Consider the following 22,818-nt stretch of genomic DNA (forward strand, 5'->3'; position numbering starts at 1 on the left):
TTATAAATATTTTGCAGCTAATTGCAAGATTTCTTCTTGGGATGTGTTGGCTGTTTCCACAATGCCAGCGACTTTACCATTACTCATCACCAGAATTCTGTCGGTCACACCCAATAATTCAGGCATTTCAGATGAAATCATGATAATCCCTTTCTCTTTTTGTGCCAGTTGCATAATTAACTGATAAATCTCATATTTTGCCCCGATATCAATGCCTCGAGTTGGTTCATCTAACATGAGTATTTCGGGTTGGGTTAATAACCAACGGCCAATAACGACTTTTTGTTGATTACCACCAGAAAGTGAACCAATGTTTGTTTTGTGAGACGGGGTTTTTACATTCATTGAATCAATTACCCATTGTGTATCGCTTTTCATTTTTTTACTGCTGAGTAAACCAAGAGAAGCGATATAGGATTTCATATTGGAAATCAATGAGTTAAATTCAATGCTTAGGTTGGCATAAATCCCTGTAGAGCGACGTTCTTCCGTCACAAGTGCAAATCCATTGTTAATGGCCTCAAGTGCGGTGGAATTTTTCATTGTTTTGCCATGCAACTTGATTTCGCCACTTGCGCGTTCGCGTACACCAAATATGGTTTCCACAATATCGGTTCGTTTTGCACCTACAAGTCCTGCAATGCCCAAAATCTCGCCTTTACGCAGTTCAAAGCTGACATTTTGAATAGAAGGTTGATTTTTAGCCGTTAGGTTTTCAACTTGCAAAATCACTTCTTGTGGCGTATTGGTTTTTGGCGGGAAACGTTGGGTTAATTCACGTCCTACCATCATTGATACAATACTATCCATGGTGGAATCTTTTACTGCAACAGTGTTGATCCATTTACCATCTCGTAAAATCGTGATTTCATCACAAATTTTAAATATTTCGTCCATTTTGTGCGAAATATAGATAATGCCACAACCACGTTCTTTTAATTTCTCAATGATTTTAAACAGATGTTCCACTTCTTTTTCGGATAGAGAAGACGTCGGTTCATCCATAATCACGATTTTGGCATTATAAGAGAAGGCCTTTGCAATCTCGATCATCTGCATTTGTGAAACAGAAAGATTTGCTACTTTCTCTTTTGGATCAATATTGATGTCTAATTCATCAAAAATGGCTTTTGTATCTCGATACATTTTGGCATGATCAACAAATACCCCTTTCAATGGGTAGCGACCAAGCCATAGATTATCCATTACATTACGTTGGCGAACGAGGTTCAATTCTTGGTGAACCATGGAAATCCCATTTTCAAGGGCTTCTTTTGATGTTTTAAAATTGACGGGGTTACCTAAAAAAAGAATTTCGCCTTCATCTTTGGCATAAATACCAAATAAACATTTAAGTAGCGTCGATTTTCCTGCGCCATTTTCACCCATTAGGGCATGAACAGAGTGCGATTTTACAGTGAGATTTGCGTTATCAAGCGCTTTTACGCCAGGAAAGGATTTACTGACATTTTTCATTGTCAGTAGCACTTCACCTTGTTGTATCCTTTGTGCTGTCATATCCAACCTCATAAAAACAAAAGGGGAGACAGTTCTCCCCTATAAGTGGATGATTATTTTAAGAATTCAGAAAGATTGTCTTTATCAACACCAACATATGGGATACGTAAGATTTTATCTTTTAATTCCCATTTTGTGCCTTCAGCAATTGGTTTGCCTGCGGCTAAGTTGTTTGATAATTGAACAATAGCTTTACCTTGGGTCACGCCATCATTTAATACGGTACCTGCAATTTCACCTTTTTGGATTAATTGTAATACTTCAGGTAATGCGTCCACACCAAAGATTGGTAATTTTTTACCATGTGCTTTAGTTGCTTCTAATGCACCCATCGCCATACCATCATTGTTTGCAATGATAACTTCGATGTCTTTCGCTTTTGAGCTAGATAACCATGCATCCATTTTGTCTTTTGCTAACGCTGCATCCCACATGCCTGTATCTTGGAACAATTGCTCAGTTTGGATGCCAACAGCATTTAATTGTTCAACAACATATTTAGTACGAGCTTCTGCGTCAGGGTGACCCGGTTCACCTTTTAATAATACGAACTGGATTTTACCATCTTTATTTAAGTCAGCTTCTGTATGCGCTTTCCAGTATTTAGCAATTAAGTCACCTTGAATAACGCCTGACTCTTGTGGGTTAGTACCTACATAATAAGCGTTTTCATAGCTCATAATGGCTTTATCGCCAGGGTCTTTATTGAAGAAAATCACTGGAATATTGTCAGGTTTTGCTTTACCAATGATGGTTTTTGCAGCTGAAGGATCAACTAAGTTGATTGCTAAGCTTTTTACGCCTTTAGAAATTAACACGTCAACTTGGTCATTTTGAACAGACTGTGCATTTTGCGAGTCGTTCATTAATAATTCAATACCTTTATATTGCGTTGCTTCTTTTTCGATTTCTTTACGCATTAATGACATAAAGTTATCATCGTATTTGTAAATAGTTACACCAACACGATCCGCTGCTTGAGCTGATGTTGTTAATGCACCTAAACCTACAGCTAACGCTACTGCACTTAATACTGATTTTTTCATAGTGATATTCCTCTTTTTAAGTGAATAAATGTAAGATTACTCAATAGATTTTTTTACAACTCAAGTTACTGCATTGAGTAATATGTATTACCATACCTTTTTTTTTACTTGAATACTGTGATCTATTTCACAATATCAGAAAAAACATGAAAACGTTTACAAAATATCTTGTGATTGATGGCTTGATGTAGAAAAACGTCGCACCACAGTTGGATTAAATTGCGTATGAATAGGTGTTTCAATATCCTTATTCACCAAACTTAATGCCAGTCTTGTGGCATAATTTGCCATTAAATCAATAGGATAACGAATGGTTGTTAGTTTTGGTACCAGCTGGCGAGAAATTGGCATATCATCAAAACCAATGATTGAGAATTGGTGTGGTACATTGATATTGTTTTCGTGTAAGACAGATAATGCGCCTGCTGCCATGCTGTCATTGTAAGCAACAACCGCAGTTAAATCAGAGTGATAGCTTAATAAATCAATCATTGCCGCTTCGCCACCCTCAAAATCAGGTGTACTTTGCACCGCACTATTTTCAATAATGGGTAATTTATATTGCTGAAGTGCGGTTAAATATCCCAACTTTCTATCGCGTTCATCATTAATTTGATGATTAGAACCAATATAACCAATGCGTTTATGCCCTAATTTAATCAGCATTTCAGTGGCTAAAAAAGTACCTCTTTGGTTATCAAGGCTAACACAGCGATTTTCATATCCTTTGATATTACGGTTGATAATGACCATGCCGGGTACATAGTCTAAGTAATTCTTTAGTTCTTCATCAGAAAGCGCTTTAGAATGGACTACCAAGCAGCTGCAACGCTTGCGTAGTAATGTTTCAATGGTGCTGCGTTCTTTCTCTGCATGGTGATAACCCATACCCACTAAAATTGTTTTATTATATTCTGAAGCAACTTGATCCACTGTTTTAACGAGAATTGCAAAGAACGGGTCTGATACATCCGTTACTACAACACCGATAGTATCTGTCGTTTGTAGTGCTAATGCTTGTGCATTGGCGTTGGGAGAATAACCTAATTTTTGCACCGCACTTTCTACTGCTAAGCGTGCTTTTTCACTGCAAGAGGCATTATTAAGAACACGAGAAACTGTTGCAACTGATACGCCAGCTTGTTTTGCAACATCACGAATGGTAATCATCGTATTTCTCCTTATTCAGAAAATATTTTGTTCATCATAAGAAAACAAAAAGAAGTTGAAAACGGTTACGTTGTAAAAGTGTTACCTATGTCACAAAAAAGGGATATTCAATAGGGGGTTATTGCTGAATTTGTGATCTTAATCACAGTTTATTTATAAGATTATGCTATCTTATGGCAAAACCTTTTTGTAATCGTTTTCATATTTTGGAGTGTCATATGCGATTTGAACCGACCGAACACCCACATCGTCGCTATAACCCACTCATTGATCAATGGGTTTTAGTGTCACCTCATCGAGCGAAGCGTCCATGGCAAGGGCAACAGGAAAAAACAGCAGAAGAGCAAAAGCCTTCTCATGATCCTACTTGTTATTTATGTCCACGCAATAAACGCATTACAGGGGAACCAAATCCTGATTATAAAAGCCCCTATGTTTTTAAAAATGATTTTTCTGCGTTATTAGAGGATACGCCGAGTCCAGAAAAATCAGATTCTCCTTTATTCCAAATGGCACAAGCACGAGGCGAAAGTCGCGTGATTTGTTTCTCTCCTGATCATAGTAAAACCTTGCCTCTGTTATCTGTTGACGAGATCAAACAAGTGATTGATTTATGGCAACAACAGTTACAAGAATTAGGGCAAAAATACCAATGGGTACAAATTTTTGAGAATAAAGGTGCCGCAATGGGCTGCTCAAATCCGCATCCTCATGGACAAATTTGGGCAAATAGTTTCTTACCAAATGAAGTTGCAACAGAAGATCGCACGCAGCGTGATTATTTTTCCCAATATAATTCAGTGATGTTATTAGATTACGCACAAAAAGAATTAGCACTGAAAGAACGTATTGTAGTGGAAACGGAGCATTGGCTTGCAGTAGTGCCTTATTGGGCAACTTGGCCATTTGAAACTCTATTAATGCCGAAAAAAGCGCACATTAAGCGTTTAACTGATTTAGATGAAGAGCAATCCAAAGATTTGGCATTAGCATTAAAACGGTTAACCACTAAATACGATAACTTGTTTGAAACTTCGTTCCCATATTCTATGGGATTCCATGCAGCGCCTTTTAATGGGCAAGATAATTCTCATTGGCAGCTACATGCTCATTTCTATCCACCGTTATTACGTTCTGCAACAGTGAGAAAATTTATGGTGGGGTATGAAATGCTAGCTGAAAGTCAACGTGATTTGACCGCAGAGCAAGCTGCAGAACGCTTAAGCAATTTGAGTGAAGTCCATTATAAACTGAGCAAATAATGAATTGAATGTGAAAGGAATAAGTTATGTCACCGATACAAACCGCTCAACAATTATTTAATCAAAAATTTAACCGCACTTTTGACATCTGCGTTTATGCACCAGGTCGTGTAAACATTATTGGAGAACATACCGATTACAACGATGGTTTTGTGATGCCTTGTGCTATTAATTATGGTACAGCGGTAGCTGGAGCAAAACGAGATGACAGTATTTTCCGCGTTTATGCTGCCGATCTTAATGAGTATGATGAATTTGATTTAGCACAGGAAATTGTACCAAATCCACAAGCAAAATGGACTGGCTATGTCAGAGGCGTGGTGAAGTTTATTCAACAGCGCTGTCCTCATTTTAAGCAAGGTGCCGATTTAGTGATTAGTGGTAATGTACCTCATTCTTCGGGATTGAGTTCTTCCGCGTCTTTAGAAGTAGCAATTGGTAAATTCTGTCAACAGCTTGCGGATCTTGAATTGAATAATACTGAGATAGCTTTAATTGGTCAAAAAGCGGAAAACCAATTCGTTGGCGCAAATTGTGGCAATATGGATCAACTGATTTCTGCTTTAGGGCAACAAGATCATCTGCTTATGATTGATTGCCGTTCATTAGACACTCAGCCAACGCCTGTCCCCGAAAATATCGCGGTTATGATTGTGAACTCTCATGTTAAGCATGATTTAGTCACAGGAGAGTACAATATTCGCCGCCAACAATGTGAAACAGCAGCTGAATTCTTTGGTGTAAAAGCATTGCGTGATGTGTCTATTGAACAATTTAAGAAAAGAGAGGCCGAATTAACCGCACTTAATGAAGAAATGGCTCGACGCGCACGCCATGTGATAACGGAAAATCAACGCGTGTTGGACGCCGTTGAAGCATTAAAACAAGGCGATATCAAGAAATTAGGCGAATTAATGGGGGAATCCCATGATTCCATGCGAGATGATTTTGAAATTACCACGCCTGAAATTGATTATTTAGTAGAATTAGCGCAAGTGGCAATTGGTAATAGTGGCGGTGCGCGTATGACAGGTGGTGGCTTTGGCGGCTGCATTGTGGTTGTGGCGCCAACCGAAAAAGTCGAAGCTGTGCGTAAAATCATCGCCGATAACTATGAAAAACAAACAGGCATTAAAGAAGATTTCTATGTTTGTACCGCATCACAAGGGGTTCAAGTATGCTAAATTTATGGGAAGAAACCACCGCGCTTGCGCCTGATAACGCACCTTATAAATTGATTACATTGCGAAATAATCAAGGCATGCGCGTGCAGTTTATGGATTGGGGGGCGAGTTGGATTTCTTGCCAAGTCCCTGTAAAAGATGAATTAAGGGAAGTGCTATTAGGTTGCAAGCCTGAGGATTATCCAGTTCAGCAAGCTTTTATGGGGGCAAGTATTGGGCGTTATGCTAATCGCATTGCACATGCTCGCTATGTGGATAATTTTGAAGGATTGTCTTCCGGACGTTTGGACCCTAAAACCGTATCTGATGATGGCAAAATTATTCTTGCCGCGAATCAGGGCGAGCACCAATTGCATGGTGGACCGCAGGGGTTTGATAAAGTGCGGTGGAAAATTGATGATTTTGGCGAAGATTTTGTTTGTTTCTACCATTTCTCGCCGAATCAAGATCAAGGATTCCCTGGCAATGTTGCTGCTTTTGTGACTTATCAGTTGACTGAACAAAATGAAGTGATCGTTAGTTTTGAAGCGATAAATGGCGAAGACACACCGCTTAACCTTACCAATCACGCTTATTTTAATTTGAATAATGCCATTGATGGCTGTGATGTTCGTACTCACTTCTTGCAGTTAAATGCCGATGCATTTTTACCAGTGGACGCTGAGGGTATTCCAAATTCACCGTTAAAATCAGTGGAAAATACCAGTTTTGATTTCCGTCAGGAAAAAATGATTGGCACTGACTTCTTACAAGAAGAGCAGAAGTTAACCAAAGGCTATGATCATTCTTTCTTATTAAATCAACCCGCTAAAACTTGTGCGATTTTAACCGCACTTGATCGTTCTTTACGTCTAGAAATCAGTACTTCGCAATCAGCATTGCAAATTTATACGGGCAATTATTTGCAAGGTAACCCAACGCGTATTGGTACAGAATATCAAGACTACAGCGGCATTGCTTTAGAAACTCAAGCCTTGCCTGACACCCCAAACCATCCTGAATGGTGGCAATATGGCGGAATTAGCAAGGCTGGAGAAGACTATTGTCACTGGACAAAATTCTCCTTTCGTTAAAGAAGAGAAAGGATTTTAATATATTCCTTATAACTCTTAGGTCAATAGCCAACATTTTTATGTGTTGGCTTTTATTTATTTCAGCTTCACACCAATCACATTCCCCACTTTTCGTTCGCTTCCTTGCCACAAAGGCAAATCAGAAACTCGTTTTGTGCCGATGACCATAGTCGAGCTACCACCGCCGTCTAAATTTACCGCTTCGGTTAGCTGTAATTTGTTGGCGAGTTCGCTTAATTCATCCATTGTCATTCCGCTGTATGTGAGCTGTCTTCCTTCCACGACGACAAAATAGAGCCAGTTGTGTTGTTTATCTAAGCCGATCATTGTACGAGGGTGTTTATCGGTAAAAATCGATTGTTGGCAACCGATTTTGTCATTTTTACTGCATTCAAATTTTCCCGATCTTTGATGGTAATAGTGCCAGCCTGCAATAGCGGTTTTCCATTTTGGATTGATTTTGGCTAGGCTGTTTTTCGGGTCGATAATACATTGATTATTGGCGTTGCAAGCCAAAAAAGAACGTGAGCGAGTGTCTTGGTATTTTCCCCATTTTTTATAGTTGCTGATATTCAACCCAATTGGTGAACCGTCTTTGCGGAAAAAACTGCCATTAATTGCCACCGCAGTTTGATACTTTTCGGCAAATTTGGATACGCTAAGTCCTTGATCTGTTTGCTGACTGGTTACTAATTCAATATTTTTACAGTTCAAATCAATGCGACTGATATGAATATAGTCGTTTTGTGAATAGGTGTGGATGCAATCTGCTTTAGCGCTATTACTGAACAAGAGGAATAACGCTAAACAAGAAAAAAGAAAATATTGTCGTTTCATAGTGCAAATAAGATAGCACTCATTAACTGAGTGCTATAAAGTTATCAATCCTTGCTGTTAGACAATTAACAATCCTGTCTGCCAAATTCCTCTTTACGCAGAATTTGACGTACATTTTCCTCAAATTGAGCGAGCACTTGTTCGGCATCTTCTGGATCTTTTCCTTTGGCGTCCAAATAGAATTTGATTTTTGGCTCAGTACCTGATGGGCGAGCAATTAGACGACAACCATTTTCGAGCATAAAGACTAAAATATTACTTTGACGATCGGTTTTTTTATGGTCTAAGAATTGACTGACTTTAACTTCGCCAATTTGCATTGGTGGATTGTCGCGAAGTGCGGTCATTAATTTCGCAATTTTACTCACATCATCCACACGAATTGAAATTTGTCCGCTGATGAAAGCACCAAAGGTTTGCATAAATTCTGCTGCGTAGTCTGCTAAGGTTTTGCTTTGTTTTTTCAAATAACACAATAAATCTAAGAACATAATGGCAGCGGAAATACCGTCTTTATCACGTACTTTGTCAGGATCTACTAAATAGCCTAATGCTTCTTCAAAACCAAATAATAAGCCATTTACTTTGCCGATATATTTAAAACCAGTCAGAGTTTCTTCAGATTGTAGGTCGTATTTTTTGGCGATTTCAGCTAATGCAGGTGAAGAAACGAGAGAACAGGCTAAAATGCCTTTTTTGCCCTGTGCTTGATATTGTTTGGCTAAATACCAGCCTAAGAAACAACCAATCATATTGCCATGTAAGGCTTTCCAATTGCCTTGTGAATCAGGCACCGCCACAGCTAAACGGTCTGCATCAGGGTCGTTTGCAATAATCAATTCCGCATTTTTCGCTTTAGCTAATTCAATGGCTAAATCTAATGCGCCTTTTTCTTCAGGGTTAGGGAATGCAACTGTTGGGAAAGTGCCGTCAGGCCATACTTGCTCTGCAACAATAGTGGGTTGTGGTAAACCTGCTTTAGCCAAGGTTTTACTAAATACTTCATAGCCGACACCATGCATGGCGGTATAAATATAGTTAATATCTGTTTTTGGTTCTTTGGCAATAGCCGCTGTTTTTTCAATATAAGAGTCAACCACTTTGTCGCATAGTACGCTGTAATCATCACTGCGAGGTAAATCGTTGATTGAACCCATTGCCACTTTATCGATTAATTGAGCAATATCCTTGTCCGCAGGCGAAACGATTTGACCACCACCATTGGCTTTGCCCAAGTACACTTTATAACCGTTATCTTCTGGTGGGTTATGGCTTGCTGTCACCATAACACCAGCAGTGGTGTCCAAATAGTTGATCGCATAAGCAAGCACTGGAGTTGGCAATTTACGCGGTAATAAATAGGTTTTGATACCTGCACCAGCCATAATTTCAGCGGTATCACGTGCGAAAACATCGGAGTTTTTACGTCCATCATAACCAATCACAATAGAAGGCTCGTTGTCGTAGCCTTTTAAGTATTCCGCTAATCCGCCAGCGGCTTGGGCAACTAATACGCGGTTCATTCCCATAGATCCCGCTTGTAAAGGCCCACGTAAGCCTGCAGTGCCAAATTGTAAACGCCCATCAAAGCGGTTGTTTAATTCTGTTTTGGCTTTTTCATTGCCCGCTTTCACTTCTGAGATTAATTGTTCGAGTTCTGTTCGGGTTTCTACATCGGGATCTTGTGCTAACCAAGTTTGCGCGAGGGTAAGGATGTCCATAAATGCCTCCTATAATCATGACAGACAACGACATTGTAACTGAACAACGTGGAGAAAACACCTTATACATAAAAAAATAGCCGCAAAGTGCGGTCTATTTTTAACAATTTTTTGTTTAGGCAGATTGCAATCTGTTTTTAGTACTGGCTTTTAATAATAAGAAACCAATGATTGCAGATAAGCAAGAACCTAATAAAATACCGAGACGAGAAAGTGTATTAATGGTATCGTCAGTGTCGCCAATAAAGGCAAGACTTGCTAAGAACATCGACATGGTGAAACCGATACCACATAACACTGCGATCGCGAAAATCTGTTTAAAATTAATCTGTTCTGGTAATTTCGCTAGCCCTAATTTAACGGAAAGGTAGCTAAAACCAAAAACCCCTAGCGGTTTGCCCACTAATAGACCTAGGCTAATACCTAGTGGCAAGGCAGAGAAAATGGTATTTAAATCCACATTACCTAAATAGACGCCCGCATTGGCAAAGGCAAAAAGTGGTAACACAAAGAAGGAACACCAAGGCGCCAAAATATGTTCGAAGCTGTGAAGTGGGCTGTTGCCTTCTTTATCTTTGAGTGGAATGCTAAAGCCAATAATGACACCAGCAAGAGTGGCGTGAACACCTGATTTTAATACAGCAGTCCAAAGAATTAAGCCCACAAATAAATAAGCACAAAGATGACCTACTTTGAGGCGATTTAGGATAATTAAACCAACAATGGCGGCAGCAGAAATAATGAGCGCGGTGCTACTTAAATCAGATGAGAAAAAGAGGGCGATAACCACAATGGCGCCTAGGTCGTCAATAATGGCTAAGGCAAGCAAGAATACTTTTAATGCGGGTGGCACCTGCTTACTTAATAAAGCAACAATTCCTAATGCAAAAGCGATATCTGTTGCCATCGGTATTGCCCAACCATCTGCAAGTTCAGGTTGATTATGAGTAAGAAGCCAATAGATTGCCGCAGGAATAATCATTCCGCCGATGGCCGCAAAAGCAGGGAAAATAGCTTGTTGATAGCTTGAAAGCGAGCCTTCTAGCATTTCACGTTTAACTTCCATTCCCACTAAGACGAAAAATACCGCCATAAACCCATCATTTATCCAATGAATAAGGGTTTTATTGATAGCAAAGCTACCGATTTGCACTACGACGGGAATGTCTAAAAAATCAAAATAGAAAGGTTGTAAACCACTGTTAGCAAATAGCATAGCAAGTAGGGCAAAAGTGAATAATAAGATACCACTTGCTGATTCCATTTTAAAAAATCGTTGTAAATGAGCGAGCATAAAATACCTTTCAAAAATTAAAATAAACAAAAATCCTACCATAAGTGTGGTGAATTTTGTAAAAATTTCGTTACTGCATGCTCATTATTTGAACGACTTTATTGAGCTAAATAAAAAGTGCAGTCAAAACTTATGTTGTTTTAACCGCACTTTTTTACTCATTTTTCTTTATTGACGGCGCCAAGTGGTTCCGTTTGGACCATCTTCTAATACAATGCCCATTTCAGTCAACTGATTGCGTGCTGCGTCGGCGGTTGCCCAATCTTTTGCGGCGCGCGCATCGTTACGTTGCTTGATTAATGCTTCAATTTTTGCTACTTCATCATCTGCGGCTTCACCTTGTAAGAAGGTTTCAGGATCTTGTTCAAGTAAACCTAATACACCTGCGAGCTCTTTCAAACGTGTGGCTAATTTATCGGCTTGTTGTGCATTTTCAGTTTTTAACTTATTGATTTCACGTGCTAATTCAAATAATACGGCTAAAGCGCCCGGGGTGTTGAAATCGTCATCCATCGCTTCTTTGAACGCGACAACATATTGATCTTCTTTTTCAATTTCAGCTGCTGTATTGCAACCTCTTAATGCGGTATAAAGGCGTTCCAATGCTTTACGGGCTAACCCAATATTTTCTTCACTATAATCTAATAAGCTGCGGTATTGCGCTGTTAAGAAGAAATAGCGCACGCTTTCGCAATCGTATTTGCTCAAAATATCGCGGATAGTGAAGAAGTTATTGAGCGATTTTGACATTTTTTCTTCATTAATGGTCAACATACCTGTGTGTAGCCAATAATTGACATAGTCGCCATCATGGGCACAGCAAGATTGTGCGATTTCATTTTCATGATGTGGGAACATTAGGTCCGAGCCACCACCATGAATATCAAAATGATTGCCTAATTCTTTACTGTTCATTGCGGAACATTCAATGTGCCAACCTGGACGACCTTTTCCCCATGGGCTGTCCCAACTTGGTTCATTTGGTTTGGACATTTTCCATAACACGAAATCCATTGGATTTTTCTTCACTGATTTAATTTCAACTCTTGCGCCAGCTTGCAATTGTTCCAAATTTTGACGTGATAATCTGCCATATTGTTGATAGCTTTCCACGTCAAACATAACATCGCCATCTTTTGCAACATAGGCGTGCCCTCGTTTGATTAATGCTTCGACCATCGCGATAATTTCGGCAATATGCTGCGTTGCTCGTGGTTCGACATCTGGACGCAAAATATTTAACGCATCAAAATCTTTGTGCATTTCCGCAATCATACGATCCACAAGTTGATCGCAGCTTTCATTGTTTTCTAACGCACGTTTAATAATTTTATCGTCCACATCGGTAATATTGCGCACATAACGTAGGTTGTAACCTAAATAACGTAGATAGCGTGCAATCACATCAAAAGAAACAAATGTTCTACCATGACCAAAATGGCATAAATCATAAACCGTTACCCCACAAACATACATACCGACTTGTTGAGGATTGATTGGCTTGAATTCTTGTTTTTCGCGAGTAAGGGTATTGAAAATTTTTAACATTGTATATTCTCGTTTATGGGGTTGTTATTCGATTTAAAAGATGAAATAGAAAATTCGTTAATTTTGCACCGCACTTTATAGCACTCATTTGCAATTTATGGAATAATGCTTGCCGATATTTTGTAAAATAATTATGGGTAACAACAAAGGAAAATAGAATGGTTACATTACATACTAATTTTGGCGATATTAAAATTGCATTAAACCACGAAAAAGCACCGATTACAGCGGAAAACTTTTTGAATTATTGCAAATCGGGTTTCTATAATAACACAATTTTCCATCGAGTTATTGATGGATTTATGATCCAAGGTGGTGGTATGGAAGCTGGATTAAAGGAAAAAAATACCAATACGCCAATCCAAAACGAAGCAAACAATCGTTTGAGCAATAAACGTGGTACTATCGCAATGGCACGTACCAGCGATCCACATTCTGCAACAGCACAATTCTTTATCAATGTAGCTGACAATACATTCTTAGATTATCGTTCAAAAGAAATGTTTGGTCGCGAAGTAGTGCAAGAATGGGGTTATGCAGTCTTCGGCGAAGTCGTTGAAGGTATGGATGTGGTTGATAAAATCAAATCAGTTAAAACCGGCAATGCAGGTTTCCACCAAGATGTACCAAAAGAAGATGTGGTCATCACTAGCGTGACAGTGGAATAGCCTTAGAGGCTAGCTCTTTTAAGAGTAAGCGATATTGTTCACTTTATAGAGCAATATTCTAATTTTGAAACAATAGAAGAGCTAGCTAAACATAATTCGGTAGAAAATCCTTTAAAACGTGAGGAAAAAACAGATGAAGCTTAAAACAATAATAATTTCAACTTTATTTGCTTTAGGATTAACTGCTTGTAACGACTCAGCAGATATTAGTGGAACATATTCAAATGATGAAAAACAAAATTTGACTATCAATAAAAGTGAAGATGGTAAAAAATTTGTTTTAAGTACAAGAATTACTATCAAGGCAATAATTAGTGGAAAAGAACAGCTGGCTCCCTATAAAGTCGTTGTTTATAAGAAAGAAAATTCATTATACGATTTAAGTGATGATAGCTTAGTGGGTACGATAGATAAAGATCAATTCACTTTATCTAAAAACGGAAAAGTGTATAAAAAGAAAATTTAGTTTAGCAGACTAAAACTCTTTCTTGTGAATAAAAAAGAGCCTTAAATAGTATATTACATAGGGCGTAGCAAATACGCCTTTTTTATTTGATGTGAAGAACAATAAGATGAAAACCTTTAAAATTTTGACCGCACTTTCAAGTTTGTTATTGGCATTTTCAGTGTATGCGAAAGAGGTTACTTTGCATACGAATTTAGGCGATATTAAATTGTCGTTAGATGAAAAAAATGCACCAATTTCCACCCAAAACTTTATTCATTATGCACAAAGTGGTTTTTATGATGGATTAATTTTTCATCGTGTTATTGATGATTTTATGATTCAAGGTGGTGGTTTTGATGCGCAAATGAATCAGAAAAGAGCTACAGCAACAATCAAAAATGAAGCCAATAATGGATTGAAAAATGCCCGAGGAACCATTGCGATGGCGCGCACTTCGGATCCTCATTCAGCAACCTCGCAATTCTTTATTAATTTGAAAGATAACGACTTTCTGAATTTTACCAGTGAAACCAATCAAGGTTGGGGATATGCTGTTTTTGGTAACGTAATTGCCGGCATGGATGTTGTGGATAAAATTACGAAAGTCAAAACGGGTTATGCAGGTATGCACCGCGATGTGCCAAAAGAAGCCATTGTGATTCAGTCGGTGACGGTGGAATAATGCCTTTTTTTGATACTCACACACATCTTGATTATTTGCAACAAGAAACAGGTGAGTCTCTTGAGCAGCTATTGCAATCAGCAATGGCTGCCGATGTGGAACGAATATTGATCGTTGCAGTATTGGCGCGCGATTTCAAAAAGATCCAAAAAATGACCGCACTTTATCCCGCACAGTTGCGTTATGGTTTGGGATTGCATCCACTTTATATCCAACAACATCAAACAGAAGATTTGGATATCCTTGCACAGCAACTTGCCCAACAAGCCGAGCATTGTACTGCTGTAGCAGAAATTGGTTTAGAACGTGCTGTACCTGAATTGTTGTCGCCAGATCTTTGGCGGAAGCAATGTGATTTCTTTGATGCACAGTTGCAATTAGCAAAGCAATATCAGTTACCTATTAATGTGCATAGTCGTAAGGCGCATGATCAAGTTTTTACTTTCCTTAAACGAATTGCGTTGTCGAAAACAGGCGTTATTCATGGTTTTGCGGGCAGCTATGAACAAGCCAAACGCTTGGTAGATTTAGGTTATAAAATTGGTGTTGGAGGTACTATTAGTTATCAACGAGCCAATAAAACTCGTGAAACCATTGCTAAATTGCCATTGGATTGTTTATTGTTAGAAACGGATAGCCCTGATATGCCTGTCTTTGGTTTTCAAGGGCAAGTCAATCGCCCTGAACGTATTGCTCATATTTTTCAACATCTTTGCCAATTGAGAAAAGAAGATCCTGAATTTATCGCTCAGCAGATTTGGCAAACTTCACTTCATCTATTTGATTAACCTAATTTTTGGCGTAAATCATCCGCACTTTGACAGGTTTTAATTTGTTCAAAAGTGATTGTTGCTTCAGGATAGACCTTTTTCAAATATTGCAGCCATTGTTTGATTCGCGCGATATGGTAAAAACCACTATCATGAATATTTTCCATTTGCGCATATTGTTGCAGCAACTCGTAAACTCGTAACCAAGGCATGATGGGATGATTATGCTTCACCACCAAACTCAAATTTGGCGTGTTTAATGCCCCTCGTCCTATCATTAAATCTTGACAGCCTGTCACTTGTAAGCAAGTTTGCCCATCTTGCCAATCCCAAATTTCGCCATTGGCGATCACTGGAATGGATAAGGTTTGACGTACTTTCGCAATTTGTTGCCAATTTATACGATCTGCTTTGTAACCATCCATTTTTGTTCTGCCATGGATCGTAATTTCTGTTGCACCACCTTGTTGCACCGCATCTGCGATTTCAAAAGCTTGGGAAATGTCGTCCCACCCTAACCGCACTTTAACGCTCACAGGCAAGTGAGTGTGTACTGCTTGACGAATTGCTTTTGTGGCTTGATAAATTAATTCTGGATTTTTTAATAAACTGGCACCACCATTGCTACCATTGACGGTTTTAGAAGGGCAACCACAGTTTAAATCCACACCATGAGAACCTAATTCAATGGCGCGTTGTGCATTTTCGGCAAGCCATTCAGGAAATTGACCGAGCAATTGCACTCGCACAGGCGTGCCAGAAGGCGTTTTTCCGTCATTCTGCAATTCGGGCGCTAAACGATAGAACACTTTTTTAGGTAAGAGTTGATCAACTACCCGAACAAACTCGGAAATGCAGAGATCATAATCATTTACAGATGTGAGTAATTGGCGTACTAGCGGATCTAATACGCCTTGCATAGGTGCAAGAATGACTCGCAATTATTTCCAACCTTTATTCTTACAAATAAGATCATAAGCGGCTTGAATTTGTTGTGCTTTTTCTTTTGCCATTTCAAGCATTTCTTTTGGTAAGCCTTTTGATACGAGCTTATCGGGATGGTTTTCATTCATTAATCGGCGGTAAGCGCGTTTAACGGTTTGTTGATCATCATTAGCATTAACGCCCAGTACTTTATAAGCATCTTCAACTGTTGGACCTGAATGATAACCGCTTTGTTGATAACCACCATTTTGTTGGTAGCTACGCTGTTGATAATTGCCTTGCTGATATTGTTGATAGAAACCACCGTTAGAGAATTGACGGCGCGCCATTTCCATCATGATCATTTGTTCAAATTGGAGCTGAGATAAACCTAATTCTTCCGCAACAATACGCAAAATTTCTTTTTCGTTACCATGTAAATTATCATCAGCAAATGCTGCTTGCACTTGTACGCTGAGGAACATACGCAACAAATCAGCGCGCTGGCCACATCCAATGCGAAATTCTCTTATGACTTCACGCAATGGAAAACTAGCTTCTTTTCCTCGATTGAAAGCTTCTTGGGCCAAACGACGATTAGCTGCATCTAATTGCAATTGTGCCATCAAATTATTGGCGAGCTGAATATCTCCTTCTGTTACTCTGCCTTTTGATTTGTTCAAATGCCCTAACACAGAAAAAGTCGTTTGCATAAACAAGGATTGGCGAGTGAGTTTATGATGGAAAAAGGACGAATTGACGCTGCCCAATTCATATAATTTTTTATCCACCCAATGTCCAAGCATAACGCCAGCCATTGCGCCAATAAAACCCCCACCGATTTTATAGCCAATAAAAAAACCTAAAAGTTTACCAATAAAGTTCATCGTGCTTCCTTATGAATGAAGTGCGGTTATTTTTTTGTTTAGATTGTGATTTATGCTGAAAATTCAACTGCAATATAAAATTATTCAAACCAAATTAAGCTTGCCATGCGACCTGTTTTATTGTCTCGGCGATAAGAGAAAAAGCGTTCTTTATCTAAATACGTACAATGTTCGCCGCCGCTAATTTCTGTAATCCCTAATTTATGCAAGCGTTGTGTAGCAAGCTGATAGAGATTCCCAAAGTATTTCCCAGCATTGTTTTCATCTTTAGTAAAAGCTGAAATAGCTTGTGGATCCTGTGCGACAAATTGATCCACTACATCTTGCCCGACTTGAAATGCTGTCGGCCCAATGGCTGGTCCAAACCAAGCAATAATTTCATTTGTTGGAGATTGAAATTGTGCGACCGTTTGTTCCAAAATGCCATCACATAAGCCTCTCCAACCAGCGTGAGCTGCCGCTACTTCATTGCCTGTTTTATTACAGAACAAGACGGGTAAACAATCTGCAGTCATCACCAAACACACTTGATTAGGTTGGTTGCTATAAACTGCGTCTGCATTTAAATCTGTTTCATAGTAAGGCAGTTGGATGACTTTTGTGCTATGGGTTTGATTTAAAAACAAAGGCATATGCGGCAAAGCAAATTTCTCAGTCAATAAAGTGCGGTTTATTTTTACTGAGTTTTTATCATCGCCCACATGATCGCCAAGATTAAAACTATCATAAGGCGCTTGGCTCACACCACCTTGACGAAAAGTCGTGAAGGCATGAACCTGTGGTGGTGCTTGCCATTGAGGAAAAAGTGCGGTCATTTTTCGCCTCGTTTTAATAATCAAGTTCGTCTTTGTGTAATTGATAATCTTCTTTTAAAGCATTAATCAATTCCACATAGTCTTCAGGCAATGGCGCATACCATTCCATTAATTCGCGAGTGATAGGATGTTCTAAACGTAACATCACTGCATGCAATGCCTGGCGTTGGAAATTACGTAAGGTTTCGCTAAATTGTTCGCTAGCATTCTTTGGTGGGCGAGGACGGCCACCATAGGTTTGATCACCAAGTAAAGGATGAGCGATATGAGCCATGTGAACACGAATTTGGTGTGTACGACCCGTTTCTAAGCGAAGGCGTAAGCGTGTGTAATTACGGAAATGTTCCATAATACGATAATGTGTGACTGCAGGTTTGCCCATTGGATGCACTGCCATTGCGGTGCGTTTTGTTGGATGACGCGCCATAGGTTGATCTACCTTACCGCCTTTTGTCATCACACCAAAAGCAACTGCTTCATATTCACGCGTAATTTTGCGTTGTTGTAAATCACGTACTAATTGAGTTTGTGCGGGGATGGTTTTCGCAACAACCATTAAACCTGTTGTATCTTTATCTAAACGGTGCACGATACCCGCGCGAGGTACCTCCGACAAGCTAGGATAATGGTAAAGTAGAGCATTGAGCACAGTGCCGTTGTAATTGCCAGCCCCAGGGTGAACGACAAAATCTTTTGGTTTATTAATAACGAGAATATGTTCGTCTTCGTAAACAATATTTAAAGGGATATTTTCAGGTAGATAATGGATTTCGTCTTCTACTTCCACATTAATTTCAATTTGTTCTCCACCTAACATTTTTGTGCGAGGCACATTTAAAATTTTGCCATTAACGAAAACCAAGTCGTTTTCAATCCAAGTTTTCAAACGTGAACGCGAATAATCGGGGAACAATTCGGCTAAAGTTTGGTCTAAACGTTGTCCCATTTGCTCTGGTTGTACTTCAGCTGAAAGAGTAATTTGTGCCATAAAGAATAAAAATCCGTGAATTATTTTATAATGTCATATAGAATATGACAGATATTGTAACTCAATACATTATTTTTACATAGAAAAGGATTATCCGGTTATGCGTAAATTCAAATCGCTTACTTTAGTTGTGTTAGCCTCATTGGCTATTTCGGCTTGTTCTGGCAAAAAAGAAGTAGAACGAGCAAGTGAACAGGAGCTTTTCAATACGGCTCAAACTTATATTCAAGATGCGGATTATAGCCAAGCGATTCGTTATTTTGATGCCGTAGAAACGCGTTTCCCAGGCAGCACATATAGCGAACAAGCAAAATTAAATTTAATTTATGCAGCCTATAAAACCGATGATTACACCAAAGCTTTAGTGACTGCGGATAATTTCTTACGTATGTTCCCACAAAGTCCACATCGTGATTATGTGTTATACATGGCAGCATTAACCAATGCGTCTATGGGCGACAATTATATGCAAGATTTCTTTGGTATTGATCGCGCAACACGTGAAAATACCACAATGAAAACCGCGTTTTCTAATTTCCAAACCTTAGTGACGAATTTCCCAAATAGTCCTTATACACCAGATGCGTTAGCGCGTATGGCTTATATTAAAGACAGCCTTGCTCGCCATGAATTAGAAATCGCAAGATTTTATGCTAAACGTAATGCTTGGGTTGCTGTAGCAAATCGCGTGACTAGCATGTTAAGAACCTACCCAGATACCGTATCAACCATCAAAGCATTACCATTAATGCAAGAAGCTTATCAAAAAATGGGCTTAACTCAGCTTGAACAACAAGCAGCTGCGTTGGTAAAAGCAAATGAAGGCAAACATTTAGAAGAAATTGCAGAGCCAGAAAAACCATTCTTAAGCTTACCTTCTTGGTTAACATTTGGTAGCGACGACAAGAAAGCAGAATAATTCGTTTTCTTAAAAACATAAAGTGCGGTGTATTTTTACGACGTTTTAAAACGAAATAAAAATACACCGTACTTTTTTTATTCATTATTACTTATTTTTGCTTAAACAGTCTTCTTTGTATCAAGAAATGAATAGTTCTGAGCAATAAGAAAATCACAATAAGTAAATATAAAGGTTTATCGCCTAAAACGGCATAAGGTGTTTTACCTTCCGTTGGGGCAATTTTTTGTGTTAGCGTGGTTTGCTCAAATTGTGGTGCTTGAGCAATAATTTCACCCTGTGCATTGATAAAGGCACTCACACCTGTATTAGTTGCTCTAATGACAGGTTTACCCAATTCCAACGCGCGCATTCTTGCCATTTGAAAATGTTGCCAAGGACCTTGACTGTCGCCAAACCAAGCATCATTAGAAACTGTAAGAATAAAATCGGTATTTTCTTGTAAATTGCGTTGTAACTGTGCGCCTTCAATAATTTCATAGCAAATAGCAGCGGTAAATGCTCGGTTTTTGCTCAGTAGTGGTGCTTGGATTGGTGCTCCACTTTGGAATGCAGACATTGGCAGATTAAACACCGAGCCCAGAGGACGTAAAAGATTTTCTAAAGGAACGTACTCACCAAAAGGCACCAAATGATGTTTATTGTATCTGCTCGCTTGATCAAGCTGATAATTTTCATTCACTAACACAATGGAATTAAATAATTTACCAATGTGCTCATCTCGATAAACGGTGCCAATCATCACATCTGTATTGGTATGTTTTGCCGCGACTTTTAATCCTTCAAAGAATGTCGGGATATGATTTTCCAATACGGGTAACGCACTTTCAGGCAAAATAATTAAGTCGGATTTGCCTAAATGTTGTTTGATCAACTCACTGTAAATTTGCAGAGTGGATGATAAATATTCTGGGTCCCATTTTAATGATTGTTCAATATTGCCTTGGGCTAAGGTAATCGTCATCGCTTTGCTCTCAACGGGTTTTGCATAGTTCTTAGGTGCAAAAGTGGTGGCAGCGATGACTAGTCCCGCCAAAATGACATTGGCAATAACAATCGCATAGGCGTTTTTACCTTGAAAAAGCGCCGAAATCGTACTAAAAATGACCGCACTTAACCAAATCACAAAGAAGGTTAATCCAGTTACACCGAAGATAGGAGCGATACCAGAGAACACAGTATCAATTTGACTATAACCAAATTGTAACCAAGGGAAACCAGTAAATACCCATCCACGTAGAAACTCGGTGATTGTCCAAATTGCCGCAAAAATCACCGCACTTTTGACTTGGAATTTTTGCACGAGATATGTGAACAATACAGGATAAAGGGACAAATAGGCAGCTAGCAGCACCACCAGCATATAGCTTAGCCAAATGGGCGCACCACCGAATTGGTGAATACTAACATGAAGCCAGCTGGTACCAATGCTAAAAAAGCAAATACCCCATAAAAATGTAGCGAAAAGTGCGGTCTTTTTTGAAGGTGTTTTGGCAATATAAATTAAGCCCAAAGCGGAAATATAAGCGACCCACCAATAATCGTAAGGCGAAAATGCGAAAATACCAATGGAGCCTGAAATGAGGGCGATAAGATAAGGGAAATATGTTTTCATAGGTTAAAAAAGGAAGAAAAATTCCTCCATTAAATTATTCTTCTGTTTGTTCGTTAGTTGAGGCGACCATTTCAGCTAAATGCTCATCGCTGACAGTCACGCGAAGTTGAATTAATCGACGACTATCTGCTGAAGTCACTTTGAAATGGATATTTTCAAGGGTAATTTCTTCGCCTCGATTTGGTAAATAACCAAAGGCTTGCATCACCACACCGCCAATGGTATCCACTTCTTCATCTTCAAAATGGGTATTGAATTGTTGATTGAAATCGTCAATATCTGTTAATGCACGCACTGCATAAGTATGGCGCGAAAGTTGACGGATATTCGCGATGGTTTCTTCTTCATCAAATTCATCTTCAATATCACCCACTATTTGTTCCAAAATATCTTCAATGGTTACCAAGCCTGAAATTGCACCGAATTCATCCACCACAATCGCCATATGAAAACGTTGTGAACGGAATTCTTTTAACATTCGATCCACGCGCTTGCTTTCTGGCACTATCACTGCAGGGCGTAACAGGCTTTGCATATTAAATTCTTCGGGTTGCTCGCGTAAAAACTTGAGTAAATCTTTCGCATGCAAAATGCCTTGCACATTGTCGCGTTCGTCTGTAATCACAGGAAAACGAGAGTGCGCGGTATCAATAATGGTGTCTAAGCAACTTTCTAAATCTTGTGTGTTTTCAATAAATACGATTTGTGCGCGTGGAATCATAATGTCACGCACACGCAATTCTGCAATTTCCATCACACCTTCGATCATTTCGCGAGTGTCTTGATCGATTAATTCATTTTGCTCAGAATCTCGAATCACTTCGACTAATTCATCACGATTTTTAAGCTCGCCTTGGAAAAAACGACCAAATAAAGACTGGAAAAAGGATTTCTTTTGTAGAATGTCAGTATGAGTGGTATTGTTTGAAAATTCGTCAGTCATAATTATGCTAATAGTTTCGTCAGTATTTGACTTGAGTGAAATTAGCATATTTTAGCGGGGTTTTCTATTCCTTTTTATTGGGGCTAGAAAAGTGCGGTGAAAAAACGGGATGTTTTAGAAAAGAAAAGCTCGAAAAATCGAGCCTTGTCAATGATTATCTCGCTCTGAAAACGATACGACCTTTGCTTAAATCGTATGGGGTCATTTCCACAGTTACTTTGTCGCCAGTTAAAATGCGAATATAGTTTTTACGCATTTTGCCTGAAATATGAGCGATAACCACATGACCATTTTCGAGTTCCACGCGGAACATTGTGTTTGGCAGGGTTTCCAAAATAGTGCCTTGCATTTCAATGCTATCTTCTTTAGCCATAGATAAAAATAATCCTTAGTATGATGAGGTAAAAATAAAACGGGCGAATTATACTCTTTTGTGGCTTATTCTGAAAGTATTAATTTTGTTCAAATAAGAGAAATAGCAAAAACATAGCAAAATTTCACCGCAC

At 39.0% G+C, this 22,818-nt stretch carries 22 protein-coding genes; 8 read left to right on the plus strand and 14 right to left on the minus strand.

Annotated elements, in window-relative coordinates:
* The 3 genes from mglA to ACT2CV_RS00730 form a co-directional block, all read right to left on the minus strand.
* Complete coding sequence (gene mglA, locus ACT2CV_RS00720; protein WP_464973703.1) at positions 1–1,518, minus strand: galactose/methyl galactoside ABC transporter ATP-binding protein MglA; 1,518 nt, start codon at positions 1,516–1,518, stop codon at positions 1–3.
* A 53-nt stretch (positions 1,519–1,571) separates the two neighbouring features.
* Entirely contained in the window at positions 1,572–2,564 is a 993-nt protein-coding gene (mglB, locus tag ACT2CV_RS00725) for a galactose/glucose ABC transporter substrate-binding protein MglB (RefSeq protein WP_464973704.1), read from the minus strand.
* A gap of 156 nt (positions 2,565–2,720) precedes the next feature.
* Positions 2,721–3,734, minus strand: coding sequence for a substrate-binding domain-containing protein (locus ACT2CV_RS00730; RefSeq protein WP_464973705.1), 1,014 nt, complete (start codon positions 3,732–3,734; stop codon positions 2,721–2,723).
* A 218-nt stretch (positions 3,735–3,952) separates the two neighbouring features.
* Here ACT2CV_RS00730 and galT point away from each other — a divergent pair, with 218 nt between their 5' ends.
* Genes galT through galM form a run of 3 tightly spaced genes read left to right on the plus strand, consistent with a single transcriptional unit; the run spans position 3,953 to position 7,253 of the window.
* Positions 3,953–4,996 carry a galactose-1-phosphate uridylyltransferase gene (galT, locus tag ACT2CV_RS00735; protein ID WP_464973706.1) on the plus strand — a complete coding sequence of 348 codons (1,044 nt, stop codon included), beginning with the start codon at positions 3,953–3,955 and terminating at the stop codon, positions 4,994–4,996.
* Between the two features lie 26 nt (positions 4,997–5,022).
* Positions 5,023–6,180, plus strand: coding sequence for a galactokinase (gene galK, locus ACT2CV_RS00740; protein ID WP_464973707.1), 1,158 nt, complete (start codon positions 5,023–5,025; stop codon positions 6,178–6,180).
* Positions 6,174–7,253 carry a galactose-1-epimerase gene (gene galM, locus ACT2CV_RS00745; RefSeq protein ID WP_464973708.1) on the plus strand — a complete coding sequence of 360 codons (1,080 nt, stop codon included), beginning with the start codon at positions 6,174–6,176 and terminating at the stop codon, positions 7,251–7,253. The genes galK and galM overlap by 7 nt, the downstream gene beginning before the upstream one ends.
* 75 nt (positions 7,254–7,328) lie before the next feature.
* Here galM and ACT2CV_RS00750 read toward each other — a convergent pair whose 3' ends face one another.
* The 4 genes from ACT2CV_RS00750 to cysS form a co-directional block, all read right to left on the minus strand.
* Complete coding sequence (locus ACT2CV_RS00750; RefSeq protein ID WP_464973709.1) at positions 7,329–8,090, minus strand: phosphodiester glycosidase family protein; 762 nt, start codon at positions 8,088–8,090, stop codon at positions 7,329–7,331.
* Positions 8,091–8,155: 65 nt separating this feature from the next.
* Positions 8,156–9,811, minus strand: a complete 1,656-nt coding sequence (locus ACT2CV_RS00755) for a phospho-sugar mutase (protein WP_464973710.1) — start codon at positions 9,809–9,811, stop codon at positions 8,156–8,158.
* A gap of 115 nt (positions 9,812–9,926) precedes the next feature.
* Entirely contained in the window at positions 9,927–11,105 is a 1,179-nt protein-coding gene (gene nhaA / locus ACT2CV_RS00760; protein WP_464973711.1) for a Na+/H+ antiporter NhaA, read from the minus strand.
* 168 nt (positions 11,106–11,273) lie between these two features.
* The gene (gene cysS / locus ACT2CV_RS00765) at positions 11,274–12,653 is read right to left on the minus strand and encodes a cysteine--tRNA ligase (RefSeq protein WP_464973712.1); all 1,380 of its coding nucleotides are present in this window, start codon (positions 12,651–12,653) and stop codon (positions 11,274–11,276) included.
* A gap of 158 nt (positions 12,654–12,811) precedes the next feature.
* On the opposite strand from cysS, the gene ACT2CV_RS00770 reads away from it, so the two are divergent.
* The 4 genes from ACT2CV_RS00770 (at position 12,812) to ACT2CV_RS00785 (ending at position 15,239) form a co-directional block, all read left to right on the plus strand.
* A complete protein-coding gene (locus ACT2CV_RS00770; RefSeq protein ID WP_464973713.1) occupies positions 12,812–13,321 on the plus strand; it encodes a peptidylprolyl isomerase in 510 nt (169 codons plus the stop codon).
* 133 nt (positions 13,322–13,454) lie between these two features.
* Positions 13,455–13,787 (plus strand): hypothetical protein, encoded by a 333-nt coding sequence (locus ACT2CV_RS00775; RefSeq protein ID WP_464973714.1) that lies wholly within the window; start codon positions 13,455–13,457, stop codon positions 13,785–13,787.
* Positions 13,788–13,893: 106 nt separating this feature from the next.
* The gene (locus tag ACT2CV_RS00780; RefSeq protein ID WP_464973715.1) at positions 13,894–14,451 is read left to right on the plus strand and encodes a peptidylprolyl isomerase; all 558 of its coding nucleotides are present in this window, start codon (positions 13,894–13,896) and stop codon (positions 14,449–14,451) included.
* Entirely contained in the window at positions 14,451–15,239 is a 789-nt protein-coding gene (locus ACT2CV_RS00785) for a TatD family hydrolase (protein ID WP_464973716.1), read from the plus strand. Before ACT2CV_RS00780 ends, ACT2CV_RS00785 begins: the two co-directional genes overlap by 1 nt.
* Here ACT2CV_RS00785 and dusC read toward each other — a convergent pair.
* The 4 genes from dusC to rluD all read right to left on the minus strand — a co-directional run bounded on the left by dusC (position 15,236) and on the right by rluD (position 18,835).
* Positions 15,236–16,162 carry a tRNA dihydrouridine(16) synthase DusC gene (gene dusC / locus ACT2CV_RS00790; RefSeq protein ID WP_464973717.1) on the minus strand — a complete coding sequence of 309 codons (927 nt, stop codon included), beginning with the start codon at positions 16,160–16,162 and terminating at the stop codon, positions 15,236–15,238. The genes ACT2CV_RS00785 and dusC overlap by 4 nt on opposite strands.
* Positions 16,163–17,032, minus strand: a complete 870-nt coding sequence (gene djlA, locus ACT2CV_RS00795) for a co-chaperone DjlA (protein WP_464973718.1) — start codon at positions 17,030–17,032, stop codon at positions 16,163–16,165. It abuts the gene before it with no gap.
* Between the two features lie 80 nt (positions 17,033–17,112).
* Complete coding sequence (gene pgeF, locus ACT2CV_RS00800) at positions 17,113–17,847, minus strand: peptidoglycan editing factor PgeF (RefSeq protein ID WP_464973719.1); 735 nt, start codon at positions 17,845–17,847, stop codon at positions 17,113–17,115.
* Positions 17,848–17,860: 13 nt separating this feature from the next.
* Positions 17,861–18,835, minus strand: a complete 975-nt coding sequence (gene rluD, locus ACT2CV_RS00805; RefSeq protein WP_464973720.1) for a 23S rRNA pseudouridine(1911/1915/1917) synthase RluD — start codon at positions 18,833–18,835, stop codon at positions 17,861–17,863.
* A gap of 100 nt (positions 18,836–18,935) precedes the next feature.
* Here rluD and ACT2CV_RS00810 point away from each other — a divergent pair, with 100 nt between their 5' ends.
* A complete protein-coding gene (locus ACT2CV_RS00810; protein WP_464973721.1) occupies positions 18,936–19,754 on the plus strand; it encodes an outer membrane protein assembly factor BamD in 819 nt (272 codons plus the stop codon).
* A 91-nt stretch (positions 19,755–19,845) separates the two neighbouring features.
* Here the strand turns inward: ACT2CV_RS00810 and lnt are convergent, their stop codons facing one another.
* The 3 genes from lnt to infA form a co-directional block, all read right to left on the minus strand.
* Positions 19,846–21,369 (minus strand): apolipoprotein N-acyltransferase, encoded by a 1,524-nt coding sequence (lnt, locus tag ACT2CV_RS00815; RefSeq protein WP_464973722.1) that lies wholly within the window; start codon positions 21,367–21,369, stop codon positions 19,846–19,848.
* A gap of 34 nt (positions 21,370–21,403) precedes the next feature.
* On the minus strand, positions 21,404–22,312 hold the full coding sequence (gene corC, locus ACT2CV_RS00820) for a CNNM family magnesium/cobalt transport protein CorC (RefSeq protein WP_464973723.1): 909 nt from the start codon (positions 22,310–22,312) through the stop codon (positions 21,404–21,406).
* Positions 22,313–22,466: 154 nt separating this feature from the next.
* On the minus strand, positions 22,467–22,685 hold the full coding sequence (infA, locus tag ACT2CV_RS00825) for a translation initiation factor IF-1 (protein WP_464973724.1): 219 nt from the start codon (positions 22,683–22,685) through the stop codon (positions 22,467–22,469).
* Positions 22,686–22,818 lie beyond the last annotated feature (133 nt).

Source organism: Reella acinonychis (assembly GCF_052384575.1).
In the GTDB taxonomy this organism is placed as follows: Bacteria; Pseudomonadota; Gammaproteobacteria; order Enterobacterales; family Pasteurellaceae; genus JBQSUQ01.

Excerpts from the sequence above, each read along its gene's own strand:
- infA (WP_464973724.1), bottom strand. The coding sequence starts at position 22,685 with ATGGCTAAAGAAGATAGCATTGAAATGCAAGGCACTATTTTGGAAACC.
- ACT2CV_RS00730 (WP_464973705.1), bottom strand. The coding sequence starts at position 3,734 with ATGATTACCATTCGTGATGTTGCAAAACAAGCTGGCGTATCAGTTGCA.
- ACT2CV_RS00755 (WP_464973710.1), bottom strand. The coding sequence starts at position 9,811 with ATGGACATCCTTACCCTCGCGCAAACTTGGTTAGCACAAGATCCCGAT.
- ACT2CV_RS00785 (WP_464973716.1), top strand. The coding sequence starts at position 14,451 with ATGCCTTTTTTTGATACTCACACACATCTTGATTATTTGCAACAAGAA.
- ACT2CV_RS00810 (WP_464973721.1), top strand. The coding sequence starts at position 18,936 with ATGCGTAAATTCAAATCGCTTACTTTAGTTGTGTTAGCCTCATTGGCT.
- ACT2CV_RS00780 (WP_464973715.1), top strand. The coding sequence starts at position 13,894 with ATGAAAACCTTTAAAATTTTGACCGCACTTTCAAGTTTGTTATTGGCA.
- lnt (WP_464973722.1), bottom strand. The coding sequence starts at position 21,369 with ATGAAAACATATTTCCCTTATCTTATCGCCCTCATTTCAGGCTCCATT.
- mglB (WP_464973704.1), bottom strand. The coding sequence starts at position 2,564 with ATGAAAAAATCAGTATTAAGTGCAGTAGCGTTAGCTGTAGGTTTAGGT.
- rluD (WP_464973720.1), bottom strand. The coding sequence starts at position 18,835 with ATGGCACAAATTACTCTTTCAGCTGAAGTACAACCAGAGCAAATGGGA.
- pgeF (WP_464973719.1), bottom strand. The coding sequence starts at position 17,847 with ATGACCGCACTTTTTCCTCAATGGCAAGCACCACCACAGGTTCATGCC.
- ACT2CV_RS00770 (WP_464973713.1), top strand. The coding sequence starts at position 12,812 with ATGGTTACATTACATACTAATTTTGGCGATATTAAAATTGCATTAAAC.
- nhaA (WP_464973711.1), bottom strand. The coding sequence starts at position 11,105 with ATGCTCGCTCATTTACAACGATTTTTTAAAATGGAATCAGCAAGTGGT.
- mglA (WP_464973703.1), bottom strand. The coding sequence starts at position 1,518 with ATGACAGCACAAAGGATACAACAAGGTGAAGTGCTACTGACAATGAAA.
- djlA (WP_464973718.1), bottom strand. The coding sequence starts at position 17,032 with ATGAACTTTATTGGTAAACTTTTAGGTTTTTTTATTGGCTATAAAATC.
- galM (WP_464973708.1), top strand. The coding sequence starts at position 6,174 with ATGCTAAATTTATGGGAAGAAACCACCGCGCTTGCGCCTGATAACGCA.
- ACT2CV_RS00775 (WP_464973714.1), top strand. The coding sequence starts at position 13,455 with ATGAAGCTTAAAACAATAATAATTTCAACTTTATTTGCTTTAGGATTA.
- cysS (WP_464973712.1), bottom strand. The coding sequence starts at position 12,653 with ATGTTAAAAATTTTCAATACCCTTACTCGCGAAAAACAAGAATTCAAG.
- galK (WP_464973707.1), top strand. The coding sequence starts at position 5,023 with ATGTCACCGATACAAACCGCTCAACAATTATTTAATCAAAAATTTAAC.
- galT (WP_464973706.1), top strand. The coding sequence starts at position 3,953 with ATGCGATTTGAACCGACCGAACACCCACATCGTCGCTATAACCCACTC.
- corC (WP_464973723.1), bottom strand. The coding sequence starts at position 22,312 with ATGACTGACGAATTTTCAAACAATACCACTCATACTGACATTCTACAA.
- ACT2CV_RS00750 (WP_464973709.1), bottom strand. The coding sequence starts at position 8,090 with ATGAAACGACAATATTTTCTTTTTTCTTGTTTAGCGTTATTCCTCTTG.